Raw genomic sequence first — 25,795 nt, 5'->3', positions numbered from 1 at the left:
TGAGGCTATGGCCATGGTCCGTGCACTGAACATAATGACGCGTGCAGGAATGCCAGAAAGTGTACGGATTGTCTGAGAAAATGACTGACAGTAGGATCTGCTGTCTAAATTCTATTTATTCAACAAAACCCTAGATCATGTACATTTGCTGGTAAAGATCCCGCCGAAATTGTCAGTATCGGAAGTGATGGGACACTTAAAAGGAAGAACAGCGATACGGTTGTTTAATAAATTCCCCTATTTAAGAAAACATAAGCTCTGGGGAAATCACTTTTGGGCGAAGGGATACTGTGTGGACACCGTAGGTGTGAATGCAGAAATGATCCGTAAATATGAGAAGTACCAAGAGAAACACGAACAAGAAGATAATCAATTAAGTCTGAATGGAATGTGAAGCGAAGACCCTACGGGTTGGAGCTTAGTACGCCCCTATGGGGCGCCAAAGCAATGCTGCCTTCTACGAAGGCGGATTTTTACGATGCAATTTAACCGAGCCGCGTGTGCAGCCAGGGGAGCAGCTGTTTTTTGCGACTTAACATTCCGGCGATGGTAACGGGCGCGTTATCGGCAAGTGCCGGGCCAGCAAAATAGAGCCTTGAGCACTCCGTGCTGATATCTGTCAGCATCAATACAACCAACCCAGCCCCTGATGTAGTGACACGCAGATCCATGGCTGATTTAAGCTCATCAATAAGCGGCTCCGCCTGCGCAAGAGAATATAATTCGAGTTGTGCGGCGAGGACTTTATTCCCCAAAATATCAAACATTTTACTGTCTTTGTTGAGCAACTCATCCGCGCTCAAGCCGATGATATCTGTCTTGGCCGTCAGCAAATCACGAATGAAATCCTCACGCTCAATTTTTGCGAGAGCACAGAGCTCATCAACGGCCAGGTGGTCGTCTTCAGTGGTGGTCGGTGATCGAAGTGCGACGGTATCACTTAACACGGCTCCCAATAGCAAAATGGCTTCACCAGGGGAGATCTCATGACGATGAGCAGGGGTCATCAACAGCCATAACAATGTCGCACTGCTGCCGACTGGTTTAATCCAGACTTCAGGAGGGAGTTGGGTGATCAGGCCGCCAAGACGGTGGTGGTCGATAATTCCGACGACATTGCTTTCATTGAGCGAGGCCGGCCCTTGTGCGGGTTCAGTGAAATCAACCAGCCAGACATCTTTGCCAGCAAGAGAATCATTAAGCAGTGGTGGGGGCGTCAGGTCAGCATGGCGGAAAATGTAGGCTGTTTCTCTATTTAACTCACCGAGGCGAAACGCCTGAGCATGTTGCCCTTTAATCGTTAGCCAACGCGCAGCCACATAGGCCGTGCAGATGGTATCGCTGTCCGGATTTAAATGCCCAAAGACATGTATCATTTAATCTCTCCTGCTCACAATTCTATGTGCTTCGCGGCTTAAGCTAAAATTCGTTCTGCCCAGACGCTTATATCATCACCGCTGCCGAGATCGGCCTGCACCAGGCCATTCACCATGAAGGTCGGTGAAACATGAATCCCATTCTGGCGGGCATATTTACTGTGCCACTTAATATCATTCTGCAATGCCGGATGAGCAAATGCCTGCGCCAACTGCACGCCGCTATAACGTTCGATACGGTCAATAATCTGCTGCGGAGTAGCATCCATATTTGGCCCGCTGCAATGATCGGTAAACTCAAATTCTTCACGATGATCGGCAACGGCTTGTATCACTTTAAGCGCCGCTTCTCGGCCTTCTGGCAGTGTGGATGCCGCCAGAATACAGCGCACAATCACACCTGAAAACATGTGCCATGGTTGCGACTGAAGGCGAATTTTCACCGTGACGTTATCTTCACCCACTTTTTCCAACAGTGCGCCGAGCTTATTGAAAGCGCGAACTGAGAATGGGCAGGTCGGCTCAAGAAAAACTTCAAATGTACGTGGACCATGACCCAAGACAAGTGGCTGGGCATTCGGTTTTTCGTTTTGACTCATAGCGATCCCTTTATTGTGTTTTCAGTATTGGTATGCGAAACAACTTATCAGATATTGAACGGATTTATACTTCGTCTGAAGACCACACCGGATAGTCGGTATAACCCGCTTCTTTGCCGCCAAACAGTGCGGCGTGATTGCTAATAGGTGCCAGCGGCAAGTTTTCCTCAAGGCGGCGCGGGAAATCAGGGTTGGCAACAAACGGGCGTCCAAAAGCAACTAAATCGACGATACCTGCCGCCAGATACTTTTCTGCTTTCTCCTGGGTGTAATTCCCCGCCACGATAATGGCACCGCTGAAAGTCGCCCGTAGCGTTTCACGGAATTCATACGGCACCTGAGGTGCGTCATCCCAGTCGGCTTCTGCCAGATGGATAAAGGCAATGCCTTTTTGCTCACACCAGGCCGCCAGTGCCAGAATCGCTTCAATAGCCTGCGGATCGTCCATACCACGCTGGGTAATAAACGGAGCCAAACGAATACCTGTTCTGTCGGCACCAATGGCATCACTAATGGCTTCCAGCACTTCTTGCGCAAAACGCACGCGGTTTGCCAGGCTACAGCCGTATTCATCGGTGCGTTTGTTGGAACTGCGCCGCAGGAATTGGTCGATCAAATATCCGTTGCCACCATGAACTTCTACGCCGTCGAAACCGGCGTCAATGGCATTGAGCGCCGCCTGGCGATAATCGGCAATCACCTGGCCAATATCGTCGTGCGTTAATTCGCGCGGAACGGGGCAGTCCACCATTCGACCTTCGCCGTCTTCACCCACGACCCAAACTTGCGCATCTGGAGCCAGTGCAGAAGGTGCGACGGGTTTGCCATCAGCGTGAAAACTTTCATGGGACATGCGGCCAACGTGCCACAACTGCGAGAAGATTTTCCCGCCAACCTGATGAACGGCATCGGTCACCAGGCGCCAGCCGGTAATCTGCTCCGGAGAGTGGATACCCGGCGTCCAGGAATAACCCTGACCTTGTGGCGAAATTTGCGTGGCTTCGGTAATGATAAGTCCGGCACTTGCACGTTGTTGGTAATACTTTGCCATCATCGCCGTAGGGATATTACCTGGCTGCGCGGAACGAGAACGCGTCATTGGCGCCATAACAATACGGCTACGGGTTTCAACTGCTCCTACACGAGAGGCCTCAAACAGGTGACGTGATTTCATTTATTCGACTCCGAGATAATTATGATGCCTTGACTTTACGTCCTGCTTGTCGTTTTGATAATGGCATTGAAATCTGATTATCTATTCAGGAAATTAGAATAATGGGTAAGCTCGAAGATATGACCCTGCTAGTTGCCGTGGTTGATGCCGGTGGGCTGGCGGCAGCGGGTAGGCGGATGAATTTGTCGCCTGCGACCATGACAGCGCGACTAAAAGCATTAGAGGAACGCTATCAGACGCGCTTTTTTAACCGTTCAACACGGGCCATTGCATTGACTCGTAGCGGTGAAGAGTTTTACTACGCCGCTCTGCGTGTGCTTGAGGAAGTGGAATTGGCCGAATCGAAACTGATGCAGAAAGAGGGCATTCTGAGTGGTACGTTACGGATTGCAGCACCGTCTGATTTTGGGCGTCAGTATTTATCACCTGCGTTACTCGATTTTTCTCGCCAGCACCCAGAAGTTAAAAGTTCGTTGTATCTGAGCGAGGATGTGGTGGATCTGATTTCTTTGCGGCTCGATATGAGCATTCGCTTTGGTAACCTGCCGGACAGCAATCTGGTAACGAAAGTCATCAGGCAGAACTATCGCGTGCTGGTGGCATCTCCGGCTTACCTTCATACCCATGGGGAACCGCATTCAGTGCAAGATCTGGCTGGACATCGCTGCCTGGTGATGGAGCGTCGTGGAACGCTGATGAATGAATGGCGCTTTGAGGCTGAAGGGGAAATGCAAAGTGCACGCGTTACACCTGCCATGGTGTGCGACGACGGTGCACTTTTGCGCCAGTGGGTGCTGGCCGGGGCCGGTATTGCCAGTAAATCCTGGTGGGATGTTAAACGCGATGTTGAACAAGGGCGGCTGAAAGTGTTGTTGGCAGACAGTTTCATTGGCTTTAGTAGGCACGACAAAAAACAGGTGGGGCTACAGTTTGTTTACCCGCAGCGCCGCTTTCAGCCATTACAGGTTTCCATGTTCAGCGAATTTTTCATCAACTGGTTGGATAACGAATAAATCGGCCGGGTAATAGGCGTGACAAATCCCACTGGCGGTTATCAGTGTTATAATTTTTAATTAAAAGAAGGCGTTACCGGTTAGTGCTATCCACTGACAGGCTACTTTGTTGTGCTTCTACTTTGTCCTGATGATGGTACCAGGCACCGATGGCAGAATAGACAAAACGGCCGAAAAGGAAGAGAAAACTGATGAGCAGAATAATGCGGGTCATACGATTGTTAAACTTATGTCGTCTTCGCATACTCGTAACCTGTGTCACGCAAATGATCCTTGATGTTTACCCGTCAACCGCGGGCGACGGTGATATTTATACACAGTGATGCCCTAAGGTCAATTCCGGGTCATCGGTGAATAACGTACTAAATCATTTCTCCCTGTTATATAAACATTTCTTAATATTAGTTGATTAGTATATCTACAGTTATTTTTGTGAATTATTCACTATTGGACTTTAATCTCCATCAAGAAATTGATTTAGATCATCTTCGTAACTCAATCCCTAACTAGAATCTGCACTCTATTCCATAGCGATATGGTTTTATCGGCCAGGTTGGAAGCCTGTTCGAAACTTACCCGAGCTGGACGACAGGGTTCTTGGCGATAACTAATGTATCTGGCAAGCTGGTATAACAAGTATAAAAATCAATGGTGGGCACTGCCTCTGGTGCTGCCGAGTCTACTTTTCCCTATAGCCGAATGGTGTAATGCCAATACCGTCATGGACGGAGGGCGCGTATTCCTCGTCTATATGCCACTTGGGTTAATGACAGCGTTTTTGATGGTTTTCGGTTGGGCAGCACTGCCGGGAATTATTATTGCGTTACTCCTCCGATATGTCCCTCTAAAAGGTGAAATTGCTGCATTACTGGCAGTAGTTCACTTTATCGTCCCTATCACGATTAGTTGGGGTGGCTACCGTATTTTCGTTCCACGGCGTGGCTCAGTGATGTTTGGTGCTATCAAACTTACAGCTCAACGCATGCTGTGGTTGGTGTTAGTTAACGCTGCAACATTTCTAGTTATCTACCAGATAGGGGTTTTCTTCGGTTGGTATGATGTATCCAACAATATCGGTGCAGAAAACCCTCTCCACACCCGGACACTCATTAATTTTCAGGCGGTGCTGATTGGTTGTTTGACGGGGATGCCTTTCTTTTACTCCGTCATTCGTATGTTCCGAAATCCACGTTTTATGTTTTCATTTTTCTCGCGGATGAAGGCTCAAATGCAATCGGGCGTGACCAAAGTCGAGATTACGCTATGGGCTGTGTTGGTCATCGTACTGGTTAGCCTGCTGTTATTGCCCTTCAATGATTTCAGCACCATTTTCACAACGGATTACACATTAACGCTGATTCTACCGCTAATGTTGTGGGGAGCGATGCGCTTTGGTTTTCTGTTTATCACCACGTCATGGACGGTGATACTGACGATCCTGTGCAGCGGTTTTCATAACTATTTGCCGCCATATATGGGCTTTCAACTCCATCTGGCCATAGCCTCATCCTGTTACGCAGTGTTTTCTATCACCATATACTTGATGGCTGTTGTCACCACTCGTCAGCGCTTTTTGCATAGCAAGGCGCGCCGTGTTGCTTTTATCGACCCCATCGTTCAAATGCCCAATTTGCGCGCGCTTAATCGTGACTTATCTCGTTATCCTTGTTCAGCGCTGGCTTTTCTACGCGTGCCCGAACTTGAGCTTTTAGGTCGTAATTACGGGGTGCAACTTCGTATTCAATACAAGCAGCAACTCAATGAATATCTGAATCCGATATTAACCGCCAGCGAACGTGTCTATCACTTGTCTGGTCATGAGCTGGCTGTTCGGTTGAACTATGACTCTTATCATGAGCGTATCGACGCCCTTGACCATCGTGTTAAGCAGTTCCGCTTTATGTGGGATGGTATGCCGATGCAGCCACAAGTGGGTATCAGCTTTTGTTATGTACGCCAGCCTGTCACCCATATTTACTTCCTGCTAGGTGAGCTCAGCACCATGGCTGATTTGTCACTTTCGACATCAAAGCCTGAAAGCTTGCAGCAGCAAGGCACAAACCATGTGCAGAATGCGGTAAGAAAGAAAGTGGCGATGATGAATCGCCTGCAAGTCGCCATTGATTCAGGGAGTTTCATCTTGATGGCGCAACGTATCGAAGGTATTCGTGGTGACTCTTATCATGAAATCTTGCTACGCATGAAAGGGGATAACGAAGGGGATGCGATGTTTATGCCCGATGCATTTTTGCCGGTGGCACATGAGTTTGGCTTGTCTTCTAAAATCGATAAATGGGTATTAGAAGCAACGCTTAAGTTCATGAGTAAGTATCGCAAACAACTTCCCGGTAGCCGTTTCTCCATTAACCTCACCCCCGCTTCTGTAGGGCGTTTGCAGTTTGCGAGCGAAGTGAAACGTCTACTGGAACGTTACAAAATTGAACCCTGGCAGCTTATTTTCGAAGTCACCGAAAGCAACTCATTAACCAATCTTGAGCAAGCTAACGCGACCTTGACTATGTTGCAAAATATGGGCTGTCGGATTGCTATTGATGACTTTGGTACGGGATATGCTAGCTATGCGCGGCTGAAAGATATTAGCGCGGATATCCTGAAAATTGACGGTAGTTTTATCCGGAATATATTGACCAGTAGTCTGGATTATCAAATTGTTGATTCAATCTGCCAGTTGGCACGGATGAAAAAGATGCAGTTGGTTGCCGAGTATGTTGAAAGCGAGGCGGTCAAAGCAGCGGTGCAAAGTCTGGGGATTGATTACATACAAGGGTATTTGGTTGGACGGCCACTTTTGCTCGAGAAGCTTGTCATTCAGGAAAATCGAGATACCGAGTAACCAAACGCCCTGATGGGCGTTTGGTTGTGTAAATAATCAGGCGGTGGTGTTCGGCCTGGCTTCTTCTTCAATCTTAAGCTTCCAGCCTGGTGTGTTATCCCAATACTGCTGTTCGCGCTCCAAATCGAGCAATACCAAAGTGTTCAGGCTGAACCAGTCGTGTGGGAAACGCAGTGTCCATTGGTGCTCGTCAGTTTCTAGCACCAATGTTGGCGGAGTGGTTGTTGCCTGACGTTGGTTATTCAGTAACACGCCCAGGCGCAGAATTTGAATTAGCGGTAGGAACTGCTTTTTCTTAAACAGCGTAAATCGTGGTAGGTCATCAATTTTTACTGCTTTGCGATGATAACGAACCAGAGAAGCGATGAGCATCTGTTGCTCTTGATTAAAGCCAGGCAAGTTGCTGTGTTGCAGGATATAAGCCGAGTGGCGGTGTAGCCCACTATGGTTAATATTCAGTCCAACTTCGTGCAACATCGCTGACCATTTCAACAGCGCGGCCATTTGCGGATTAGCTTGTTTTGGGTTTTGTAGTTCCCACTGCTGATAGATATGCTCAGTCGTTGTCAGTACGCGTTTAGCCTGATCGCTGTCAATATGGTACTGGTTTGCCAGACTCTGTGCGGTACGGATACGAATATCCTGATGGCGGAAGCGGCCCTCCATTTCATACAGCACACCTTCGCGCAGAGCCCCGTCAGACAGACGTAACTCTCGAATGGCCAGCGAGTCGAAAACACCGCAGAGAATCGCAAGACCGGGCACAAACACCGCTTTACGCTCTTCCGATAACCCCGGAAGGCTCATAGTGCTGAAACTCTTATACTTCAGCACTTCATCACGCAGCATTTCCAGGCGTTCAGGGGTGATAATCCCGTCCTTTTCGCCCATGTTGACCAGCACTTCATGCGCCGCTTTGATGGTGCCAGAGGCCCCCATCGCCACATTCCAGCCCTGTAAGCGGTACTGCCAGGAGAGGTTTTCCAGCTTCTGTACAGCTGCGAGGCGAGCGCGTTTAAAGTTTTCGGGGGTGATATTCCCTTTTGGGAAAAAGTTTTGTGCAAAGCTCACGCAACCCATGCGGCGGCTTTCGACCAGCATTGGCTCGAAATCCTCACCAATCACCAGTTCGGTTGAGCCACCACCAATATCAATAACCAGTTTGCGGCCTTTTTCTGGCTGGGTATGTTCTACACCCATGAAAATCAGACGTGCTTCTTCGTTACCGGAGATAATTTCAATCGGGTAGGGGATAACTTGTTCGGCACGCTTAAGGAACTCTTCGGCGTTAACGGCCAGGCGCAAACTGTGAGTACCCACGATACAGACGTTTTCCGCAGAGAACCCCTGAAGACGTTCAGCAAATAACGCAAGACACGACAGCCCTCGCTCTATCGCTTCTTCGCTTAACTCGTTTTCAGCATTCAGACCATCGGCCAAATGGACGCGTTGTTTCAGACGACCAATGATTTGCATTGCGCCATCTACCACACGTGCGATAACCATGTGGAAACTGTTCGAACCAAGGTCTACCGCTGCAAACTCTTGCGGCCGTGGAGCATGTTTTTTTATCGGCATGTTTTTATCATCAACATAGTTTTATAGTCGACATAGTGCGTTATTCAGGTTGTTCAAGAGATTTAATGTAATCGTAAATCGCCAGTTGCGAGCGTACCTTACGGCGGTTGCCGCGCGGTACATAGCGATTACTCAGTTCTTTGTCGATGTAGCGCGCTTTAACCGTATCACTGAACAGTATTTCAATGATATCCAGCACCCGTTGTTTCAGGCGCGGGTCGAGAATAGCGACGGCCACCTCGATGCGGTAATCAATGTTGCGCGTCATCCAATCGGCAGAGGAGAGATACACTTTTTTGTCGCCGCCATTTTCAAACACATAGACGCGATCGTGCTCGAGATAGCGGTCAACGATACTGATTACGCGGATATTGTCACTGATACCTTCCAGATTCGGGATAAGCGAGCACATGCCACGGATCAGCAGATTTACTTTTACACCTGAGCTAGAAGCCGCATACAGGCGGTCTACCAGCCCTTTATCGACCAGGTTATTCAGTTTCAGCGTGATGCCAGATGGCTCGCCGTTTTGTGCATTAGCGATTTCTTTATCGACCAAATCGTAAAGCAGGCGGCGTGAGTTCTGTGGTGAAACCATCAGATGCTCGAATGTCACCGGGCGATAAGGGTTTTCGATAAAGTTAAATACGCGGCGTACTTCGTTGGTGATGCGTGCATCGCAGGTCAGTAACGAATAGTCGGTATAAAGACGTGCGGTTTTTTCGTTAAAGTTACCGGTACCGATGTGGGCATAACGCACAACCTCTTCACCCTCTTTACGAGAGATCAGGAATAATTTGGCGTGAATCTTCAGGCCAGGGGCTGAGAAGATAACGTGTACGCCCGCTTCAGTCAGACGTTTAGCCCAATGTATATTGGCTTCTTCGTCAAAGCGCGCTTGCAGCTCAACTACCACGGTGACTTTCTTACCGTTGTGCGCAGCATGAATCATCGATTCGATAATGCGCGAGTCTTTTGCCACGCGATAAATATTGATTTTAATCGCCAGCACGCTTGGGTCGAACGACGCCTGGCGCAACAATTCCAGTACGTGCTCAAAGGTGTGATACGGATAGTAGAGCAGCACGTCACGATTACGTATCGCATCAAAGCCGTTACGGAATTTATCGAACCAGATATGGCGCAAACGCGGCATCGGCTTATTCACTAAATTGGCTTTGCCGACATTAGGAAAGTTAATGAAATCTTTAAAGTTATGGTAGCGACCACCCGGTACGATGGAATCGTAATTGGTGATGGTCAGCTTGTTACGCAGCATTTCAACCATCGCATCAGGCATATCACGCTGATACACAAAACGCACTGGCTCAGCGGTCAAACGCTGTTTCAGGCTTGATGACATCAATTCCAGCAGGCTGGATTCCATTTCAGTCACGAGGTCATATTCTGCGTCGCGAGTCATTTTCATTGAGTAGGCGTTCAACGAATCGTAATCGAAGAAACCTTTGAAAATATCGTCCAGGCAATAACGCAGAATGTTATCGAGCAGGATCATCGGCTTACGGCGGCGTGGTGCTTCCGGCGGCAAATTTACAAAGCGCGGCACTTTATCTGATGGAATTTCCAGCAATGCGTAGCGAATGTCATCGCCCCGAATGATCTCTACTGCGAGGTAGGTGTAGTCATCTTTAAGAAACTGCACCAGGTCGGTGTCGTGGTTAATCAGGATCGGTGTGATGTGCTGGCGCAAATAGTGTTTAAAGTAATGTCGCAGCCAGTTTTGCTGATTCGGGGAAAGCTGGCGTTCATTAATCAAGAAGATCTGATTACGCGCCATTTCCAGCAGCAGATCGTTATACAGCCCATCAAACTCTTGATCGGCTTTTAGAACACGCGCCTGAATTTTGTTGAGTAAATGGCGCGAGTTAGGAGCCGTACCTTGTTCTTCGCTGATCAGAATGCGCCGTTTTAGCTCGGCGAAACGAACTTTGTAAAATTCATCAAGGTTATTCGAATAGATGCCGAGAAAACGCATTCTCTCAATCAGCGGGTTAATTTTATCCGCTGCTTCCTGGAGCACACGTTCGTTAAAAGACAACCAGCTCAGTTCTTTTTCGATATACAGCTTATCCTGACCCATTAGCCCTCACACTCCGTTTTCGTGGACGTTAAAATGCCGTCACGTCTGTCATTATGGCGAGCTTTGCCGTGGAATGTCCAACGATGGCCGTAAAGTATGACAAATCATGATGAAGTTTAGTAAGCGTTGTAGGGCGGAGGCGTGAAAAAGGGGCCGTAGCCCCTAAATTTTTATTCGTCTGCAGCATGACCCTGCGGTGGCAATTTGTTGCCATCCAGCCAGGCGCTATTTTCACGCATTTCCAGGCGTCCTTCGACAAACCAGGAGACAACTAACGGATAAATAGCGTGTTCCTGATTCTGCACGCGGGCGGTGATGTCTTCTTCATCATCACCTTCAAAAACCGGTACTTTAGCCTGAAGAATAACCGGCCCGCCATCTAGCTCCTCAGTGACAAAATGCACGGATGTTCCATGCACTTCATCGCCGTTTTCCAACACCTGGCTATGAGTATTGAGGCCGGGATATTTTGGCAGCAAAGAAGGGTGGATGTTGATCAGTCGCCCTGCGTAATGACCGACAAACTCCGGGCTAAGAATGCGCATATAACCTGCTAGCACCACCAGATCGGGAGCGTAGGCATCGATCTCAAGCATTAGCTCACGATCGAACGCTGCGCGGTCAGCGAATTGGCTAGCCGTTAACGCGTGAGCAGGAATTTCCGCAGCACGCGCTCGCTCAAGACCTAAGGCATCGGTTTTATTACTGAATACAGCCGCCACGGTGGCATTAATCTTTTTCAGCTTACAGGCATCGATAATTGCCTGAAGATTGCTTCCGTTGCCGGAAATTAGCACCACTATACGTCTCATTACTCAATAACCACGCGCTCGGAGGAATCAGAAGCTTTGATACTACCGATTTTCCAGGCGTTTTCACCTTTTGCGTTCAAAAATTCTATCGCTTTATCAGCTTCTGACTCAGGCAGGGCAATCAGCATGCCGACACCGCAGTTAAAGGTGCGGTACATTTCGTGACGGCTGATATTCCCGGCTTTTTGCAACCAGTTGAATACCGCAGGCCACTGCCATGAAGATTCAGCAATAATCGCCTGCGTGTTGTCTGGAAGAACGCGAGGGATATTTTCCCAGAAACCACCGCCAGTCAGGTGTGCAATTGCATGAATATCAACGTTTTCAATTAATTCCAGAATCGGCTTCACATAAATGCGAGTCGGTTCCAGTAAATGATCGGCCAGCGGTTTGCCTTCAAGCTCTGTAGTCAGCGGGTCAGTACCGCTCACTTCCAGCACTTTACGTACCAGAGAATAACCGTTGGAGTGTGGGCCACTTGATGCCAGGGCAATCAGCACATCACCGTCAGTGACTTTAGAACCATCGATGATTTCAGATTTTTCGACCACGCCAACACAGAAGCCAGCAACGTCGTAATCTTCGCCATGGTACATGCCCGGCATTTCAGCCGTTTCACCGCCAACTAATGCACAGCCAGATTGCAGACAACCTTCGGCAATACCAGAAATAACGCTCGCAGCAGTCTCTACTTCAAGTTTGCCTGTTGCATAATAATCAAGGAAAAACAGCGGCTCAGCACCTTGAACAATCAGGTCATTCACACACATCGCGACCAGATCGATGCCGATAGTGTCGTGGCGCTTTAAATCCATCGCCAGACGTAATTTAGTACCCACACCGTCGGTGCCGGAAACCAGCACAGGCTCACGATACTTTTGAGGTAACGCGCACAACGCACCGAAACCGCCCAGCCCACCCATGACTTCCGGGCGGCGAGTCTTTTTCACTACACCTTTGATTTTATCGACCAGAGCGTTACCAGCATCAATATCAACACCGGCATCTTTATAGCTAAGAGAGGTTTTGTCGGTCACTGCTTAGTCCCCGCGGATGGGTTAGAAATAAAAAACGCCGCAATTCTAACAGTGCAGGCAAACGTTTGCGAGCCTCTTATTCAGCGGGATGTAATTATTATCAATCTATACTCATTTCACCCAACTTGATCTCGAAGCGGTGGCGCGGTGTTAAAAAAGCGGTATAATCCGGCGATTTTTTTTATGGTGGCCAACTATCTCGGGGAGAAAGAGTATGAAGATCGTGGAAGTCAAACACCCACTCGTCAAACACAAGCTGGGCCTGATGCGTGAGAACGACATTAGCACCAAACGCTTTCGTGAACTCGCCTCAGAAGTTGGCAGCTTGCTGACTTACGAAGCCACGGCGGATCTGGAAACTGAAAAAGTCACTATCGAAGGCTGGAATGGCCCGGTAGAGATTGATCAAATCAAAGGTAAGAAGATTACCGTTGTGCCAATTCTGCGTGCCGGTCTGGGCATGATGGAAGGCGTGCTGGAAAACGTTCCAAGCGCGCGTATCAGCGTTGTGGGTATCTACCGTAACGAAGAAACCCTGGAGCCAGTTCCTTACTTCCAGAAACTGGTTTCTAACATTGAAGAACGTATGGCGCTAGTGGTTGACCCTATGCTGGCAACCGGCGGTTCTATGATTGCGACCATCGACCTGCTGAAAAACGCTGGTTGTACCAGCATTAAAGTGTTGGTTCTGGTCGCAGCACCTGAAGGTATCGCAGCGCTGGAAAAAGCGCACCCGGACGTAGAGCTGTTCACTGCTTCTATCGATCAGGGTCTGAATGAGCACGGATACATTATTCCGGGCCTCGGCGATGCCGGCGATAAGATTTTCGGTACCAAATAATTGATTCAATAAAATTGAGCCGACTTTGAGAGTCGGCTTTTTTTTGACTAAAACACAACACCACCATACTCAGAGGTAAACAACATGACACGCCGCGCCATTGGAGTGAGCGAAAGACCACCCCTGCTGCAAACGATACCGTTAAGTTTGCAACATCTGTTCGCGATGTTTGGTGCCACCGTTCTGGTGCCGATCCTGTTCCACATTAACCCGGCGACGGTGCTGCTGTTTAACGGGATTGGGACGCTGCTGTATCTCTTTATCTGTAAAGGCAAGATCCCGGCTTATCTCGGTTCGAGCTTTGCGTTTATTTCACCGGTACTGCTACTCCTACCGCTGGGTTATGAAGTGGCGCTGGGCGGTTTTATCATGTGCGGCGTGTTGTTCTGTATCGTGGCGCTGATTGTCAAAAAAGCCGGTACTGGCTGGCTGGATGTGATGTTCCCTCCGGCGGCAATGGGGGCGATTGTGGCAGTTATCGGCCTTGAACTGGCGGGTGTTGCGGCGAATATGGCTGGCCTTCTACCTGCTGATGGCACTTCACCTGACTCAACCACCATTATTATTTCCCTGGTGACGCTTGGGGTAACCATCTTTGGTTCGGTTCTGTTCCGCGGCTTCCTGGCGATTATCCCGATTCTTATCGGTGTGCTGGCCGGTTATGCACTCTCCTTCGCCATGGGCGTGGTCGATGTCACGCCAATTGTTAACGCGCACTGGTTTGCACTGCCAACCTTCTACACCCCGCGTTTCGAGTGGTTTGCGATCTTCACCATTCTGCCTGCAGCACTGGTAGTGATTGCAGAACACGTGGGTCACCTGGTCGTAACGGCAAATATCGTCAAGAAAGATTTGATTCGTGACCCAGGCCTGCATCGTTCAATGTTCGCCAACGGGATTTCAACGATTTTCTCCGGCTTCTTTGGTTCGACACCAAACACTACTTATGGTGAGAACATCGGCGTTATGGCCATTACCCGTGTTTATTCCACCTGGGTTATTGGTGGCGCGGCGATTCTGGCGATTCTGCTTTCTTGCGTTGGCAAACTGGCGGCAGCGATTCAGATTATCCCGGTTCCAGTGATTGGTGGCGTTTCTCTGCTGCTGTACGGCGTGATCGGTGCATCCGGTATTCGCGTGTTGATCGAGTCAAAAGTCGATTACAACAAAACGCAAAACCTGATCCTGACCTCCGTTATCCTGATTATCGGTGTGAGTGGTGCGAAAGTGCACATTGGCGCGGCTGAGCTTAAAGGTATGGCGCTGGCGACAGTTGTTGGCGTGAGTCTGAGCCTGATCTTCAAACTTATCAGCGTACTGCGCCCGGAAGAAGTGGTGCTGGATGCTGAAGAAAACGACGTAAAATCGTAGTTTTGCTTCAAGCCGGGCGGCGCGTTCGCCCGGTTCTATTGATCCTCATTTCTGTGTTAGACTCTCTGCGTTTTTCTGCCTGTTATGGTTGAGGTAATTCTGAATACGCCGGCACAGCTATCACTGCCACTCTATTTGCCTGATGACGAAACTTTTGCGAGTTTCTGGCCGGGTGATAACCCTTCTTTACTCGCCGCACTCCAGTCCGTGCTCCGTCAGGATCACAGCGGATATATCTATTTCTGGTCGCGAGAGGGAGGAGGGCGCAGCCATTTGTTGCATGCCGCCTGTGCGGAACTGTCACAACGTGGCGAAGCTGTTGGCTATGTGCCGCTTGATAAGCGCACCTGGTTTGTTCCGGAAGTATTGGACGGTATGGAACAGCTTTCGCTTGTGTGTATCGACAATATCGAGTGTGTAGCGGGCGACGAACTGTGGGAAATGGCGATTTTTAATCTCTATAACCGCATTCTTGAATCAGGAAAAACCCGTTTGTTGATTACCGGCGATCGTCCTCCGCGCCAACTCAATTTGCAACTTCCCGACCTCGCATCGCGCCTTGACTGGGGCCAAATCTATAAGCTGCAACCGCTTTCCGACGAAGACAAACTTCAGGCCCTGCAACTGCGTTCACGACTGCGCGGTTTTGAGCTGCCAGAAGATGTGGGCCGGTTCCTGTTAAAACGTTTGGATCGCGAAATGCGTACGCTGTTTATGACGCTCGATCAGCTAGATCATGCTTCTATCACGGCGCAACGTAAACTGACGATCCCGTTTGTGAAAGAGATTCTGAGTCTTTAATTCGTTTGGCGGATACCCAGCGCGGCATCCGCCATTATCACTACAAAATTTCTAGCACCGACTCAGGCGGGCGACCAATACGGGCTTGGCCATTAGCCAGCACTATCGGGCGCTCAATCAGCTTTGGATTATCGACCATCGCCTGAATCAATTGCTCTTCGCTTAATGAGCTATCTACCAGATTCAACTCCTTGTACAAATCCTCTTTCTGACGCATTAACTCGCGTGCGCTGGCAAAACCCAATTGGCTCAATAACATTTTGATGGTTGCCGCATCCGGATGGGTTTCCAGGTACAGCACCACTTCGGGTTCTACGCCATTTGCTTTTAGCAGGCTTAACGTTTCACGGCTCTTAGAGCAGCGCGGATTGTGATAAATAGAAACGGCTGTAGACATCGTAACTCCTGTTACATCTTAGAATACGGAAGGAAGCGTTTTTGCAATTCGCGGAACTGATCGATTCGCGCATCATAACGGGCTTGCTGCAAGCTACCCAATTTCACCTGAGCGCTGGCACTACTGAGTAGCGAAATAGCCTGGTCGAGGCGTCCAACGAGTGCCATAACCTCAGCGCGTGCAGCGAGCTCTTGATCACGATTGCCTAAATCTGCCTCGGTTTGCGCTAACAAATCCCAGGCATTGCTATCATCAGGGTGAGCGAAGGTATAACGATTGAGAATTGTTGCCGCCTGCTCTGGTTGTTTTGCCTGAACGTAGGCGTTAGCAAGGTTAAGCTGTAATACCGGGTTCTGTTTTAAATCAGGCGCGTTTTTCAGTCGATTGATAGCGTCTGCGAATTTATTTTGCCCAAGGTCAATATCGGTAGATAAATCGAGATACCACGCATTTGTAGGTTGTGCGGTAAGCAGTGGTTGCAAAAGCTTACGGGCCTCATCCCATTTATTACCGCCCATCGCCTGAAGCGCACGACCATATGCCGCCGCGTGTTGTTCGCGAATATTTCCCTTGGACCAGCTATCTAATAAATCACTGGTTAGTTGGTTACGTCCGGAGTTGTACATACCCAACGTACGGGCTTTTGCCATGTAAAAATCTTCTGAAGATTGTGTCACCACCGGCCGCATTTGGTTGGCGCGGTTGCGCGCATCTGCCAAACGGCTTTCAGGCAATGGGTGGGTGAGCAAAATTTCCGGTGGGCGAGATGAATAACGCGACTGGTCGAGCAGTTTCTCGAGGAAGGTTGGCATCGCTTGTGGATCGAAACCGGAGCGCTGTAACACCTGAATACCGATGCGGTCTGCTTCCTGCTCGTTTTGTTGCGTGAAGCTGATCATGCCCTGTTGTGTGCCGGCGAGTGTTCCACTTAACGCCGCCATCCCCGCTTGTGGGCTGGCCATCGCCAGTAAAATAGACCCTAATGCACCCACCCAGGTTAGCGGGGCATTTTTTTTCTGATCTTCCATGGCTCGCGCCAGGTGACGTTGTGTGACGTGAGAGATTTCGTGCGCCATAACCGACGCGAGCTGGCTTTCATTATCGGCATAACGGAATAGCGCAGAGTGCAGCACCACGTTGCCGCCGAAGAAAGCAAAGGCGTTGATTTCGTCGTTATTGATCAGAAAGAAATGGAATGGGGTCTTAACTGAGTTGGCATGGCTAACCAGACGCATACCCAGTTTGTTGATGTACTGCACGAGCAAAGGATCATTGATTAATGGGGCGCTGCCTCGCAGCTGACGAACATAAAAGTCGCCCATCTGCATTTCCTGGCCAATTGACAGAGTATTACCTGCTGAAGTTCCCATATCTGGCAGTTGGTCGCTAACGTCCGCAAAGGCTGGAGTTACTGGACCCGCAAGCAAAGCTGCCATCAGTGTTGCAACCAGCGATTTTTTCAACTGCTTGAACATACGTCCTGTCCTGTTTAATCAAAGTTAATCTTCGACATGTATTACGTGAATTTGTTCGCATACAAAGATGAACTGTAGCCCACCGCATGACTGAGACCTATCTTATCTGCGACAATTTTAAACCGCCATTGAACAGAGATAAAAAGCAAAGTCTTTACAGTGACATTTAGATACAATCTCTCCTCGCACAATGCTGTCAGGGAAGGGATGTATGCTTGAAATGTTGTTGCAGTGGTATCGACGACGGTTTAGCGATCCGGAGGCTATCGCACTGCTAGTCATTCTGGTTGCAGGATTTGTCATTCTGTTCTTCTTCCACGGACTGTTAGCGCCGCTGTTGGTGGCGATTGTGCTGGCTTATTTACTGGAGTGGCCAACCGCACGGCTTCAGCGTATCGGATGTTCTCGAACCTGGGCTGCTACAATTGTATTGGTGCTGTTTGTCGGCATTTTGCTGTTGATGGTGCTGGTGGTTGCGCCAGTTGCCTGGCAGCAGGGTATCTATCTGATACGTGACATGCCGGGAATGCTGAATAAACTTTCCGATTATGCCGCCACACTGCCAAGACGTTACCCGGCACTGGTTGATGCAGGCATCATTGATGCCATCGCCGAGAACATGCGTGGGCGCATGATGGGTATGGGCGATCAAGTGGTCAAATATTCACTGGCTTCATTAGTTGGGCTGTTAACGCTGGCAATCTATCTGGTGTTAGTGCCGTTAATGGTGTTCTTCCTCGTTAAAGACAAAGAACAGATGCTTAATGCTGTTCGCCGGGTTTTACCTCGAAACCGTGGGCTTGCGGGGCAGGTATGGCTGGAGATGAATCAGCAAATTACGAACTACATCCGCGGCAAAGTGCTGGAAATGCTGGTTGTGGGTGTGGTGACCTATATTGGTTTTGTGATTTTTGGCCTGAATTACTCTCTGCTGCTGGCGGTGCTGGTCGGATTCTCTGTGCTGATTCCATATATTGGCGCGTTTGTCGTGACAATCCCAGTGGTGTGCGTGGCGTTATTCCAATTTGGAGTGGGGCCAGAGTTCTGGACGCTATTTGCCGTGTATTTAATTATTCAGGCATTAGATGGCAATCTGTTGGTACCGGTATTATTTTCCGAAGCGGTTAACCTGCATCCATTGGTCATCATTTTGTCGGTAGTTATTTTTGGCGGTCTGTGGGGGTTCTGGGGGGTCTTCTTCGCGATTCCACTTGCTACCCTGATTAAAGCGGTGGTGCATGCCTGGCCGGATAGCGTGTTGATAGACGATAAGCCAAACTAGAGAAAGTAAAAAGCCGACATAAAGTCGGCTTTTTTAATATTTTTAGCGTAGCTATTAAGCGTTTTCTTTCAGCCAGTTCACCACAATGTCGTGATGGTTGCTGGTTTTGAAATCATCAAACACTTTTTCAACTTTCCCTTCACCATCCAACAAGAAGCTAATGCGATGGATGCCGTCGTAGGTTTTACCCATAAATGACTTCTCGCCCCAAACCCCAAATTGCTCACAGACTTGGTGGTCTTCATCAGAAAGCAGGGTGAAGTTGAGTAACTCTTTTTCGGCAAAACGTGAAAGTTTCTCTGGCTTGTCGGTGCTAATACCCAGCACTTCCACACCACTTTGTTTCAACGCATCCATGTTGTCGCGCAAGCCACATGCTTGCACGGTGCAGCCTGGCGTCATCGCTTTAGGATAAAAATAAACCAGAACGCGCTGTCCCTGGAAGTCGGTTAAATTTATCTGCTCGCCGTCTTGATCAGGCAAGCTAAATTTCGGTGCACTGTCACCGGCTTTCAGTGGGCTCATTACAACTCTCCGTCTTAATCATCTTGCTGTGGATAATTCACAACGTTAATACTGCCTTGTGCTTTAAGTTCTGTACAGAGGGCCTTGAATTCATCTTCGATAACATTCGCATCCTGACCTGCCGGACTATGAGCTGTTATCTGAATATACAGCTGGGGTGGATTGCCATCCTGAGCCGGCTGGGTACGTGAACTCAATTCCGCAATATTCATGTGATGGGCATCAAACAGATGGGTGAAACGCTCGATTAAATGAGGCGAGTCGGTCACTTCTACCTGCACCCAGACTGTTGCTGGCATTGCTGGGCGCTCTTGCGCTGCGGTACGTTTCATAACGATTAATAAATCTAGCTCAGCACCTTTCAGCGGTAGCGTTGATTCAATCAGGGTTATGGCATTCCAACTGCCCGATAGCAGCATAATAAACGTGAACTCTTCACCGAGCATAGCGAGGCGACTGTCTTCAATATTACAGCCGCAACTGCTCACATGGCGGGTGATGGTATTAACAATACCAGGTCTGTCCGCCCCAAGGGCCGTAATGACCAAATAATGGTGTGGTGAGAGTGTCAAACGTGTTCTTCCTGTGAATCGGTGAGATATCATAAGGAAAGCATAAAAAAAAGTTGCGTACAACCGTGTAGCGTCACCTGGTGACTTGCTTTTGATCCTGCACCAAACGTACCATTGAGACACTTGTTAGCACAGAGGATGGCCAATGTTCACTGGAAGTATTGTCGCGCTTGTGACGCCGATGGATGAGAAAGGTAATGTCTGCCGGTCAAGCCTGAAAAAACTGATTGATTACCATGTCGCCAGCGGGACCTCGGCGATTGTCTCGGTAGGTACGACCGGAGAGTCTGCTACGTTGAGCCATGACGAGCACGGTGATGTGGTACTGATGACGCTGGAACTGGCCGATGGCCGTATTCCGATTATCGCGGGGACTGGCGCTAATGCCACCTCTGAAGCTATCTCGCTGACAAAGCGTTTCGAAAACAGCGGAATTGTGGGCTGCCTGACGGTAACTCCATACTACAATCGCCCAACCCAGGAAGGGCTATATCAGCACTTCAAAGCCATCGCTGGAAGTACAGACCTGCCGCAGATGCTGTACAATGTGCCATCTCGTACCGGTTGCGACATGCTGCCTGAAACAGTAGGCCGTTTGGCGAAGATTAAAAATATTATTGGTATCAAAGAAGCGACCGGGAACTTAACACGAGTAAACCAGATCAAAGAGCTGGTTGAAGATGACTTCATCCTGGTTAGCGGCGATGACGCTAGTGCGCTGGACTTTATGCAATTGGGTGGGCACGGTGTGATTTCTGTGACGGCAAACGTAGCCGCGCGAGAAATGGCAGAAGTGTGTAAACTGGCCGCCAATGGGCAATATGCGCAAGCGCGCGTTATCAACGAACGTTTGATGCCGCTGCACAATAAATTATTTGTTGAACCCAACCCTATCCCAGTCAAATGGGCATGTAGGGAGTTGGGACTTGTGGCAACCGATACCTTACGCCTGCCAATGACACCGCTGACTGAAGCCAGTCGTCCGGTGATTGTTAGCGCGCTCAAGCATGCCGGTTTGCTGTAAAGTTTAGGGAGATTTGATGGCTTACTCAGTACAGAAGTCGACGGTGGCGAAAGTTGCAGTGGTTTCGTTAGCCATGCTGTTAGCAGCATGTAGCACCGACCAGCGTTATAAGCGCCAGGTTAGTGGTGACGAATCCTATCTGGATGCAGCACCCCTCGCGGAAATCCACTCCCCGGCGGGGATGATCCTGCCGGTGCAGAATGGTGAATACAATATTCCGGTCACCAACGGCAGCGGCGCAGTAGGCAAACAGCTGGATATCCGTCCGCCGGCTCAACCTCTGGCATTAGTCAGTGGCGCACGTACTCAGTTTACTGGGGACACCGCAACTCTGATGGTTGAAAGTGCGCGTGGTGCAACGCTGTGGCCACAGGTCGTAAGCGCTGTACAGGCGAAAAATTACGGTATTGATAAACGTGATGACGCAAGCCAAACGCTGACCACTGACTGGGTCCAATGGAACCGTGCTGATGAAGATCAGCAGTACCGTGGGCGCTATCAAATCAGTGTGAAACCTCAAGGCTATCAACAAGCTGTGGTGGTTAAGCTGCTGAATCTGGAACAGGCCGGCAAGCCAATTGCTGATGCGGCATCTATGCAACGTTATAGTGCAGAAATGCTTAACAGCATCAGTGCGGCACTGGATAAAACCCAGACCGATCTGCAAAATGCGAAAGAAAGCCGTGCAGCAACGCAACTTGATGTTCAAAGTGCCGCTGATGACACTGGCCTGCCAATGCTGGTGGTGCGTGGTCCATTCAACGTCGTATGGAACCGTTTACCGGCAACGCTTGAGAAAGTGGGCATGAAAGTCACCGACTCTACGCGTTCAACAGGCAGCATGGCTGTAACATACAAACCATTGTCTGACAGTGCATGGCAAGATTTAGGTGCGAAAGACCCGGGTCTGTCCAGTGGCGACTATAAACTGCAAGTGGGCGACCTCGATAACCGCAGCAGTCTGCAGTTCATCGATCCAAAAGGTCACACGCTGACGCAGTCTCAGAACGATGCTCTGGTAGCTGCATTCCAGGCGGCATTCAGCAAGTAACATTTAAAGGCCAGAGCTCTCTGGCCTTTTTTCTGTTAGGCTACGCAAACGTGTGCGTAGACACAGATAGCGGAATTTTTAGTTAAATCACACCTGGAGTAAGAAAGATGCAAAAGCAAGCTGAGTTGTATCGTGGCAAAGCGAAAACCGTATACAGCACGGAAAATCCGGATCTGTTGGTGCTCGAATTCCGCAATGATACTTCAGCAGGAGATGGTGCTCGTATTGAACAGTTTGACCGTAAAGGCATGGTGAACAATAAGTTCAACCATTTCATTATGACTAAACTGGAAGAGGCGGGCATTCCTACGCAAATGGAAGCTCTGCTCTCCGACAACGAAGTGCTGGTGAAAAAGCTGGATATGGTGCCGGTTGAGTGTGTAATTCGTAACCGTGCGGCAGGCTCACTGGTTAAACGCCTCGGTATTGAAGAAGGCATTGAGCTGAATCCACCGCTGTTTGACCTGTTCCTGAAAAACGATGCGATGCATGATCCGATGGTCAATGAATCTTACTGTGAAACCTTTGGTTGGGTGAACAAAGAGAATTTGGCTCGTATGCGTGAGTTGAGCTACAAAGCTAACGATGTTCTGAGCAAACTGTTTGATGACGCGGGTCTGATCCTGGTCGATTTCAAGCTGGAATTTGGTTTGTTCAACGGCGAGGTTGTACTGGGTGATGAGTTTTCCCCAGACGGTAGCCGCTTGTGGGACAAAGAAACCCTCGACAAGATGGACAAAGACCGTTTCCGCCAGAGCCTTGGTGGCCTGATTGAAGCTTATGAAGAAGTCGCTCGTCGTCTTGGCGTTCAATTAGACTAAAATCTCGCACGATTCTTATGAAGCCGAATGTGTTCTCACATTCGGCTTTTTCACGTCTTGTTTCCTATGGTAATCCTGGAATTAACCACCTACGATCTACTTATTACAAGTTGTGAATAATGAGGTCGACTATGCGCTGGCAAGGTCGTCGCGAAAGCGACAATGTTGAAGACAGACGAAACAACTCTTCTGGCCCAAGCTTCGGAGGCGGTGGTGGTGGATTCCGCTTACCCGGCGGTAAAGGCGGTATCATCTTATTAATAGTGGTCGTTGTGGCGAGCTATTATGGTGTCGATCTCACCTCAATGCTCGGTGGGCAGCCAGTTCCGCAACAGCAATCTACGCAACGATCTATCAGTCCTAACGATGACGAAGCCGCTAAATTTACCCGGGTTATTCTGGCCACGACCGAGGACTCCTGGGGAGAAGTTTTCCAGAAGATGGGGCGTACTTATCAACCACCAAAACTGGTGATGTATCGTGGCAGTACGCGTACTGGTTGTGGCACTGGTCAGTCAATCATGGGGCCTTTCTACTGCCCGGCTGACAGCACGGTGTATATCGATCTCTCTTTCTATGATGAAATGAAAAGCAAACTGGGCGCTGATGGTGATTTCGCTCAAGGCTATGTCATTGCTCATGAAGTCGGCCACCACGTGCAGAAATTGTTAGGGATTGAACCGAAAGTCCGCCAGCTCCAGCAGGGTGTAAGCCAGGCGGAGGGCAATCGTCTTTCTGTAAAAATGGAATTGCAGGCTGATTGCTTCGCGGGTGTCTGGGGTAACAGCATGCAAAAACAAGAAGTGTTGGATGCCGGAGATTTGCAGGAAGCGTTGAATGCAGCTGAAGCGATTGGCGATGATAAACTGCAACAACAGAGTCAGGGACGCGTAGTTCCCGACAGCTTCACCCATGGCACTTCAGAACAGCGCTATACCTGGTTCAAACGCGGTTTCGATAGCGGCGACCCGGCGCAGTGCAATACCTTCGGTAATACCGCCAAATAACGAGATGTGACAAGGACGCAAGCCATGGAGCTGCTAAGGCAAGCAACCGCCAGTATGGCTGATGCTGGTATTCGCCGTATGATTATCATGGCGGGTGAGAAAACCTGGAGTAGCCAGCAGGTACAATCTCTTACCCGGCAATTACCCGGTGACTGGCTATGGGTTGGGGCCGCACCGGAATTGCCGCTTCATTGTGCAACGTCGGCACTGCGCACTCTATTGGGTCGTGAGTTTCTGCATGCGGTCTTTGATGCAAGAGAAGGGTTGGATGCTGAATCGCTGGCAGCCCTTGCGGGAACGCTTAAAGCGGGCAGTTGGTTAGTTCTGCTGGCTCCCGAATGGGACAATTGGTCGATGCAGCCAGATTGCGATTCAAACCGCTGGAGTGAGCAGCCGGAAGCGATTCCCACACCACATTTTATCGCTCATCTACAGCACTGTATCAGTGTTGATAACGAATGCGTGCTCTGGCAGCAGCATCAGCCGCTGCAAATCCCTGATTTCTCGCCACGTCCAAAATGGCATGCAGCCAATGGTGCACCTTTTGCAGAGCAGGCCGCTATTCTGGATGAGCTTTTGAACATGTCTGCGGGCGTTGCGGTGGTTACCGCACCGAGAGGGCGTGGTAAATCTGCGCTGGCGGGAATGTTACTGCAAAGGATTCCAGGCAAAGGGCTGGTAACCGCTCCCGGAAAAGCGGCGACAGATGTGCTCGCTGAGCATGCTGGCGATCGCTTTAACTTTGTTGCGCCTGACGCACTGCTTGCCAACCCCGATGCATTTCAGGCCGACTGGCTCATCATTGATGAAGCCGCAGCTCTTCCGGCCCCCCAGCTACGCCAGCTAATTTCCCATTTTCCACGGGCTTTACTCACCACCACGGTTCAGGGTTACGAAGGAACAGGACGCGGGTTTGTACTCAAGTTCTGCGCAAGTCTCGACGAACTGACGCGCTACACCCTTTCAACTCCCATCCGTTGGGCTGCAAATGATCCGCTGGAAAAGTTAATTGACGCTGTTTTGCTATTTGATGAAATCGACATAACGACAGCCCCGCAAGGTATGATTTCTTTGCAGGTCATTGAACGAGCCAGCGAGTTACAACCATCGCAACAACTACAACAGATGTACCGCTTACTGTCTGGCGCACATTATCGTACTTCACCACTGGACTGGCGTCGGATGCTGGATGCTCCGGGGCAGCACTTTATTGCGGCAATCAGCCGTGGGGAAACGATTGGGGCGACCTGGCTTGTGGAGGAGGGTGGGCTTCATGAGGATCTCAGTCGGGCGGTGTGGGCTGGATTTCGGCGCCCACGTGGAAATTTAGTGGCGCAATCGCTGGCAGCCCATGGCGGTAGTCCATTAGCCGCAACGCTTAAAGGATTGCGCGTCAGCCGTATTGCTGTGCATCCACTACGCCAGCGTCAGCAAATCGGCCAACAGATGATTGCCAAAGTGAAAGCTCACGCAACGTTTGCTGCTGATTATCTTTCGGTGAGTTTTGGTTTTACCAACGAGTTATGGCGCTTTTGGGAAAGCTGTGGCTTTCGGTTGGTGCGCGTAGGAAGTCACCGGGAGGCCAGCAGTGGCTGCTATACGGCGATGGCGTTATTGCCGTTAACTAAGCAAGGTGAGGCTTTGACTGGTCACGAGCAGCAGCGGCTACAGCGCGATATTAGGTGGTTGCAACCGTGGATTGACCAATCCTTACCTGTTATCCCTGATGAAAAGGCTGCGCTAAACAGTGATGATTGGCTGGAGTTGGCAGGCTTCGCCTTTGGGCATCGCCCTGTGGAGGCCTGCCTGGGCTCTTTGAATCGTTTGTTGCTCACCAGTGATTTACCCCTTAACGCGCTACGTGGCCGAGTACAACAATGTCTAAGTGTGGAGTCACTTTGCCTGCAATTACGTATTTCCGGACGTAAAGCATTGTTAATTGTGATGCGGCAGGAAGTGCAAAAGGCGCTGGAAAAACTCGATGAGCAACAGTGTATTGAGCTGAAAAATACGCTTATGCAATTGCAATTTTTCCACTAACTCATTCAGTCAAACGGTATGGTCATCATGGAATCCCGGCGTAT

23 protein-coding genes and 1 pseudogene are annotated in these 25,795 nt (G+C 49.6%); 12 read left to right on the top strand and 12 right to left on the bottom strand.

Annotated elements, in window-relative coordinates; translation table 11 throughout:
• Positions 1-121: 121 nt before the first annotated feature.
• A pseudogene (gene tnpA, locus GC128_RS16630) lies at positions 122-394 on the top strand (IS200/IS605 family transposase); the annotation flags it as partial.
• Between the two features lie 91 nt (positions 395-485).
• On the opposite strand, the gene GC128_RS16625 reads toward tnpA, so the two are convergent.
• The 3 genes from GC128_RS16625 to GC128_RS16615 form a co-directional block, all read right to left on the bottom strand.
• Positions 486-1,376, bottom strand: a complete 891-nt coding sequence (locus GC128_RS16625) for a DHHA2 domain-containing protein (RefSeq protein WP_151995245.1) — start codon at positions 1,374-1,376, stop codon at positions 486-488.
• A gap of 38 nt (positions 1,377-1,414) precedes the next feature.
• The gene (locus GC128_RS16620) at positions 1,415-1,975 is read right to left on the bottom strand and encodes a DsbA family protein (protein WP_151995244.1); all 561 of its coding nucleotides are present in this window, start codon (positions 1,973-1,975) and stop codon (positions 1,415-1,417) included.
• 64 nt (positions 1,976-2,039) lie between these two features.
• A complete protein-coding gene (locus tag GC128_RS16615; protein WP_151995243.1) occupies positions 2,040-3,149 on the bottom strand; it encodes an alkene reductase in 1,110 nt (369 codons plus the stop codon).
• A gap of 101 nt (positions 3,150-3,250) precedes the next feature.
• Here GC128_RS16615 and GC128_RS16610 point away from each other — a divergent pair, with 101 nt between their 5' ends.
• Positions 3,251-4,162, top strand: a complete 912-nt coding sequence (locus tag GC128_RS16610) for a LysR family transcriptional regulator (protein WP_134184977.1) — start codon at positions 3,251-3,253, stop codon at positions 4,160-4,162.
• Between the two features lie 73 nt (positions 4,163-4,235).
• On the opposite strand, the gene GC128_RS16605 is transcribed toward GC128_RS16610, so the two are convergent.
• Positions 4,236-4,424 (bottom strand): YfgG family protein, encoded by a 189-nt coding sequence (locus GC128_RS16605; RefSeq protein ID WP_072009456.1) that lies wholly within the window; start codon positions 4,422-4,424, stop codon positions 4,236-4,238.
• Positions 4,425-4,772: 348 nt separating this feature from the next.
• Between GC128_RS16605 and GC128_RS16600 the strand changes: the two genes are divergently transcribed.
• Positions 4,773-7,016 carry a sensor domain-containing phosphodiesterase gene (locus GC128_RS16600; protein ID WP_151995242.1) on the top strand — a complete coding sequence of 748 codons (2,244 nt, stop codon included), beginning with the start codon at positions 4,773-4,775 and terminating at the stop codon, positions 7,014-7,016.
• A 36-nt stretch (positions 7,017-7,052) separates the two neighbouring features.
• On the opposite strand, the gene ppx is transcribed toward GC128_RS16600, so the two are convergent.
• The 4 genes from ppx to purM all read right to left on the bottom strand — a co-directional run bounded on the left by ppx (position 7,053) and on the right by purM (position 12,544).
• Complete coding sequence (gene ppx, locus GC128_RS16595; RefSeq protein WP_151995241.1) at positions 7,053-8,594, bottom strand: exopolyphosphatase; 1,542 nt, start codon at positions 8,592-8,594, stop codon at positions 7,053-7,055.
• A 40-nt stretch (positions 8,595-8,634) separates the two neighbouring features.
• Complete coding sequence (gene ppk1 / locus GC128_RS16590) at positions 8,635-10,695, bottom strand: polyphosphate kinase 1 (RefSeq protein WP_151995240.1); 2,061 nt, start codon at positions 10,693-10,695, stop codon at positions 8,635-8,637.
• A 170-nt stretch (positions 10,696-10,865) separates the two neighbouring features.
• Positions 10,866-11,507 carry a phosphoribosylglycinamide formyltransferase gene (purN, locus tag GC128_RS16585; protein ID WP_151995239.1) on the bottom strand — a complete coding sequence of 214 codons (642 nt, stop codon included), beginning with the start codon at positions 11,505-11,507 and terminating at the stop codon, positions 10,866-10,868.
• Positions 11,507-12,544: a phosphoribosylformylglycinamidine cyclo-ligase gene (gene purM / locus GC128_RS16580; RefSeq protein WP_151995238.1), complete on the bottom strand. Its 1,038-nt coding sequence runs from the start codon at positions 12,542-12,544 to the stop codon at positions 11,507-11,509. The genes purN and purM overlap by 1 nt, the downstream gene beginning before the upstream one ends.
• A 214-nt stretch (positions 12,545-12,758) precedes the next feature.
• Here purM and upp point away from each other — a divergent pair, with 214 nt between their 5' ends.
• The 3 genes from upp (at position 12,759) to GC128_RS16565 (ending at position 15,557) form a co-directional block, all read left to right on the top strand.
• Positions 12,759-13,385: a uracil phosphoribosyltransferase gene (gene upp / locus GC128_RS16575; protein WP_034459132.1), complete on the top strand. Its 627-nt coding sequence runs from the start codon at positions 12,759-12,761 to the stop codon at positions 13,383-13,385.
• A gap of 84 nt (positions 13,386-13,469) precedes the next feature.
• Positions 13,470-14,756 carry a uracil permease gene (gene uraA, locus GC128_RS16570; protein WP_151995237.1) on the top strand — a complete coding sequence of 429 codons (1,287 nt, stop codon included), beginning with the start codon at positions 13,470-13,472 and terminating at the stop codon, positions 14,754-14,756.
• A gap of 99 nt (positions 14,757-14,855) precedes the next feature.
• Positions 14,856-15,557, top strand: a complete 702-nt coding sequence (locus GC128_RS16565) for a DnaA inactivator Hda (protein ID WP_226812157.1) — start codon at positions 14,856-14,858, stop codon at positions 15,555-15,557.
• A 40-nt stretch (positions 15,558-15,597) separates the two neighbouring features.
• On the opposite strand, the gene arsC is transcribed toward GC128_RS16565, so the two are convergent.
• Positions 15,598-15,954, bottom strand: a complete 357-nt coding sequence (gene arsC, locus GC128_RS16560) for an arsenate reductase (glutaredoxin) (protein WP_151995236.1) — start codon at positions 15,952-15,954, stop codon at positions 15,598-15,600.
• An 11-nt stretch (positions 15,955-15,965) separates the two neighbouring features.
• A complete protein-coding gene (gene bepA / locus GC128_RS16555) occupies positions 15,966-17,429 on the bottom strand; it encodes a beta-barrel assembly-enhancing protease (RefSeq protein WP_151995235.1) in 1,464 nt (487 codons plus the stop codon).
• A 211-nt stretch (positions 17,430-17,640) separates the two neighbouring features.
• Here bepA and GC128_RS16550 point away from each other — a divergent pair, with 211 nt between their 5' ends.
• Positions 17,641-18,711, top strand: a complete 1,071-nt coding sequence (locus GC128_RS16550) for an AI-2E family transporter (protein ID WP_151995234.1) — start codon at positions 17,641-17,643, stop codon at positions 18,709-18,711.
• A 54-nt stretch (positions 18,712-18,765) separates the two neighbouring features.
• Here the strand turns inward: GC128_RS16550 and bcp are convergent, their stop codons facing one another.
• Both bcp and GC128_RS16540 read right to left on the bottom strand, forming a co-directional pair.
• Positions 18,766-19,236 (bottom strand): thioredoxin-dependent thiol peroxidase, encoded by a 471-nt coding sequence (gene bcp, locus GC128_RS16545; protein ID WP_151995233.1) that lies wholly within the window; start codon positions 19,234-19,236, stop codon positions 18,766-18,768.
• 14 nt (positions 19,237-19,250) lie between these two features.
• Complete coding sequence (locus tag GC128_RS16540; protein ID WP_226812155.1) at positions 19,251-19,808, bottom strand: glycine cleavage system transcriptional repressor; 558 nt, start codon at positions 19,806-19,808, stop codon at positions 19,251-19,253.
• A gap of 145 nt (positions 19,809-19,953) precedes the next feature.
• Between GC128_RS16540 and dapA the strand changes: the two genes are divergently transcribed.
• The 5 genes from dapA to GC128_RS16515 all read left to right on the top strand — a co-directional run bounded on the left by dapA (position 19,954) and on the right by GC128_RS16515 (position 25,751).
• Positions 19,954-20,832, top strand: a complete 879-nt coding sequence (gene dapA / locus GC128_RS16535) for a 4-hydroxy-tetrahydrodipicolinate synthase (protein WP_151995231.1) — start codon at positions 19,954-19,956, stop codon at positions 20,830-20,832.
• 16 nt (positions 20,833-20,848) lie between these two features.
• Positions 20,849-21,883, top strand: a complete 1,035-nt coding sequence (bamC, locus tag GC128_RS16530; protein WP_151995230.1) for an outer membrane protein assembly factor BamC — start codon at positions 20,849-20,851, stop codon at positions 21,881-21,883.
• 107 nt (positions 21,884-21,990) lie between these two features.
• Positions 21,991-22,704, top strand: a complete 714-nt coding sequence (purC, locus tag GC128_RS16525; RefSeq protein ID WP_034459103.1) for a phosphoribosylaminoimidazolesuccinocarboxamide synthase — start codon at positions 21,991-21,993, stop codon at positions 22,702-22,704.
• Between the two features lie 131 nt (positions 22,705-22,835).
• Positions 22,836-23,711 carry a KPN_02809 family neutral zinc metallopeptidase gene (ypfJ, locus tag GC128_RS16520; protein WP_151995229.1) on the top strand — a complete coding sequence of 292 codons (876 nt, stop codon included), beginning with the start codon at positions 22,836-22,838 and terminating at the stop codon, positions 23,709-23,711.
• 24 nt (positions 23,712-23,735) lie between these two features.
• On the top strand, positions 23,736-25,751 hold the full coding sequence (locus GC128_RS16515; RefSeq protein ID WP_151995228.1) for a tRNA(Met) cytidine acetyltransferase TmcA: 2,016 nt from the start codon (positions 23,736-23,738) through the stop codon (positions 25,749-25,751).
• The last annotated feature ends 44 nt before the right edge of the window (positions 25,752-25,795 follow it).

Source organism: Buttiauxella massiliensis (assembly GCF_902500225.1).
GTDB classification, from domain to species: Bacteria; Pseudomonadota; Gammaproteobacteria; order Enterobacterales; family Enterobacteriaceae; genus Buttiauxella; species Buttiauxella massiliensis.
Note: the sequence above shows the minus strand (reverse complement) of the source record. Positions and strands in the feature narration are given on the sequence as shown.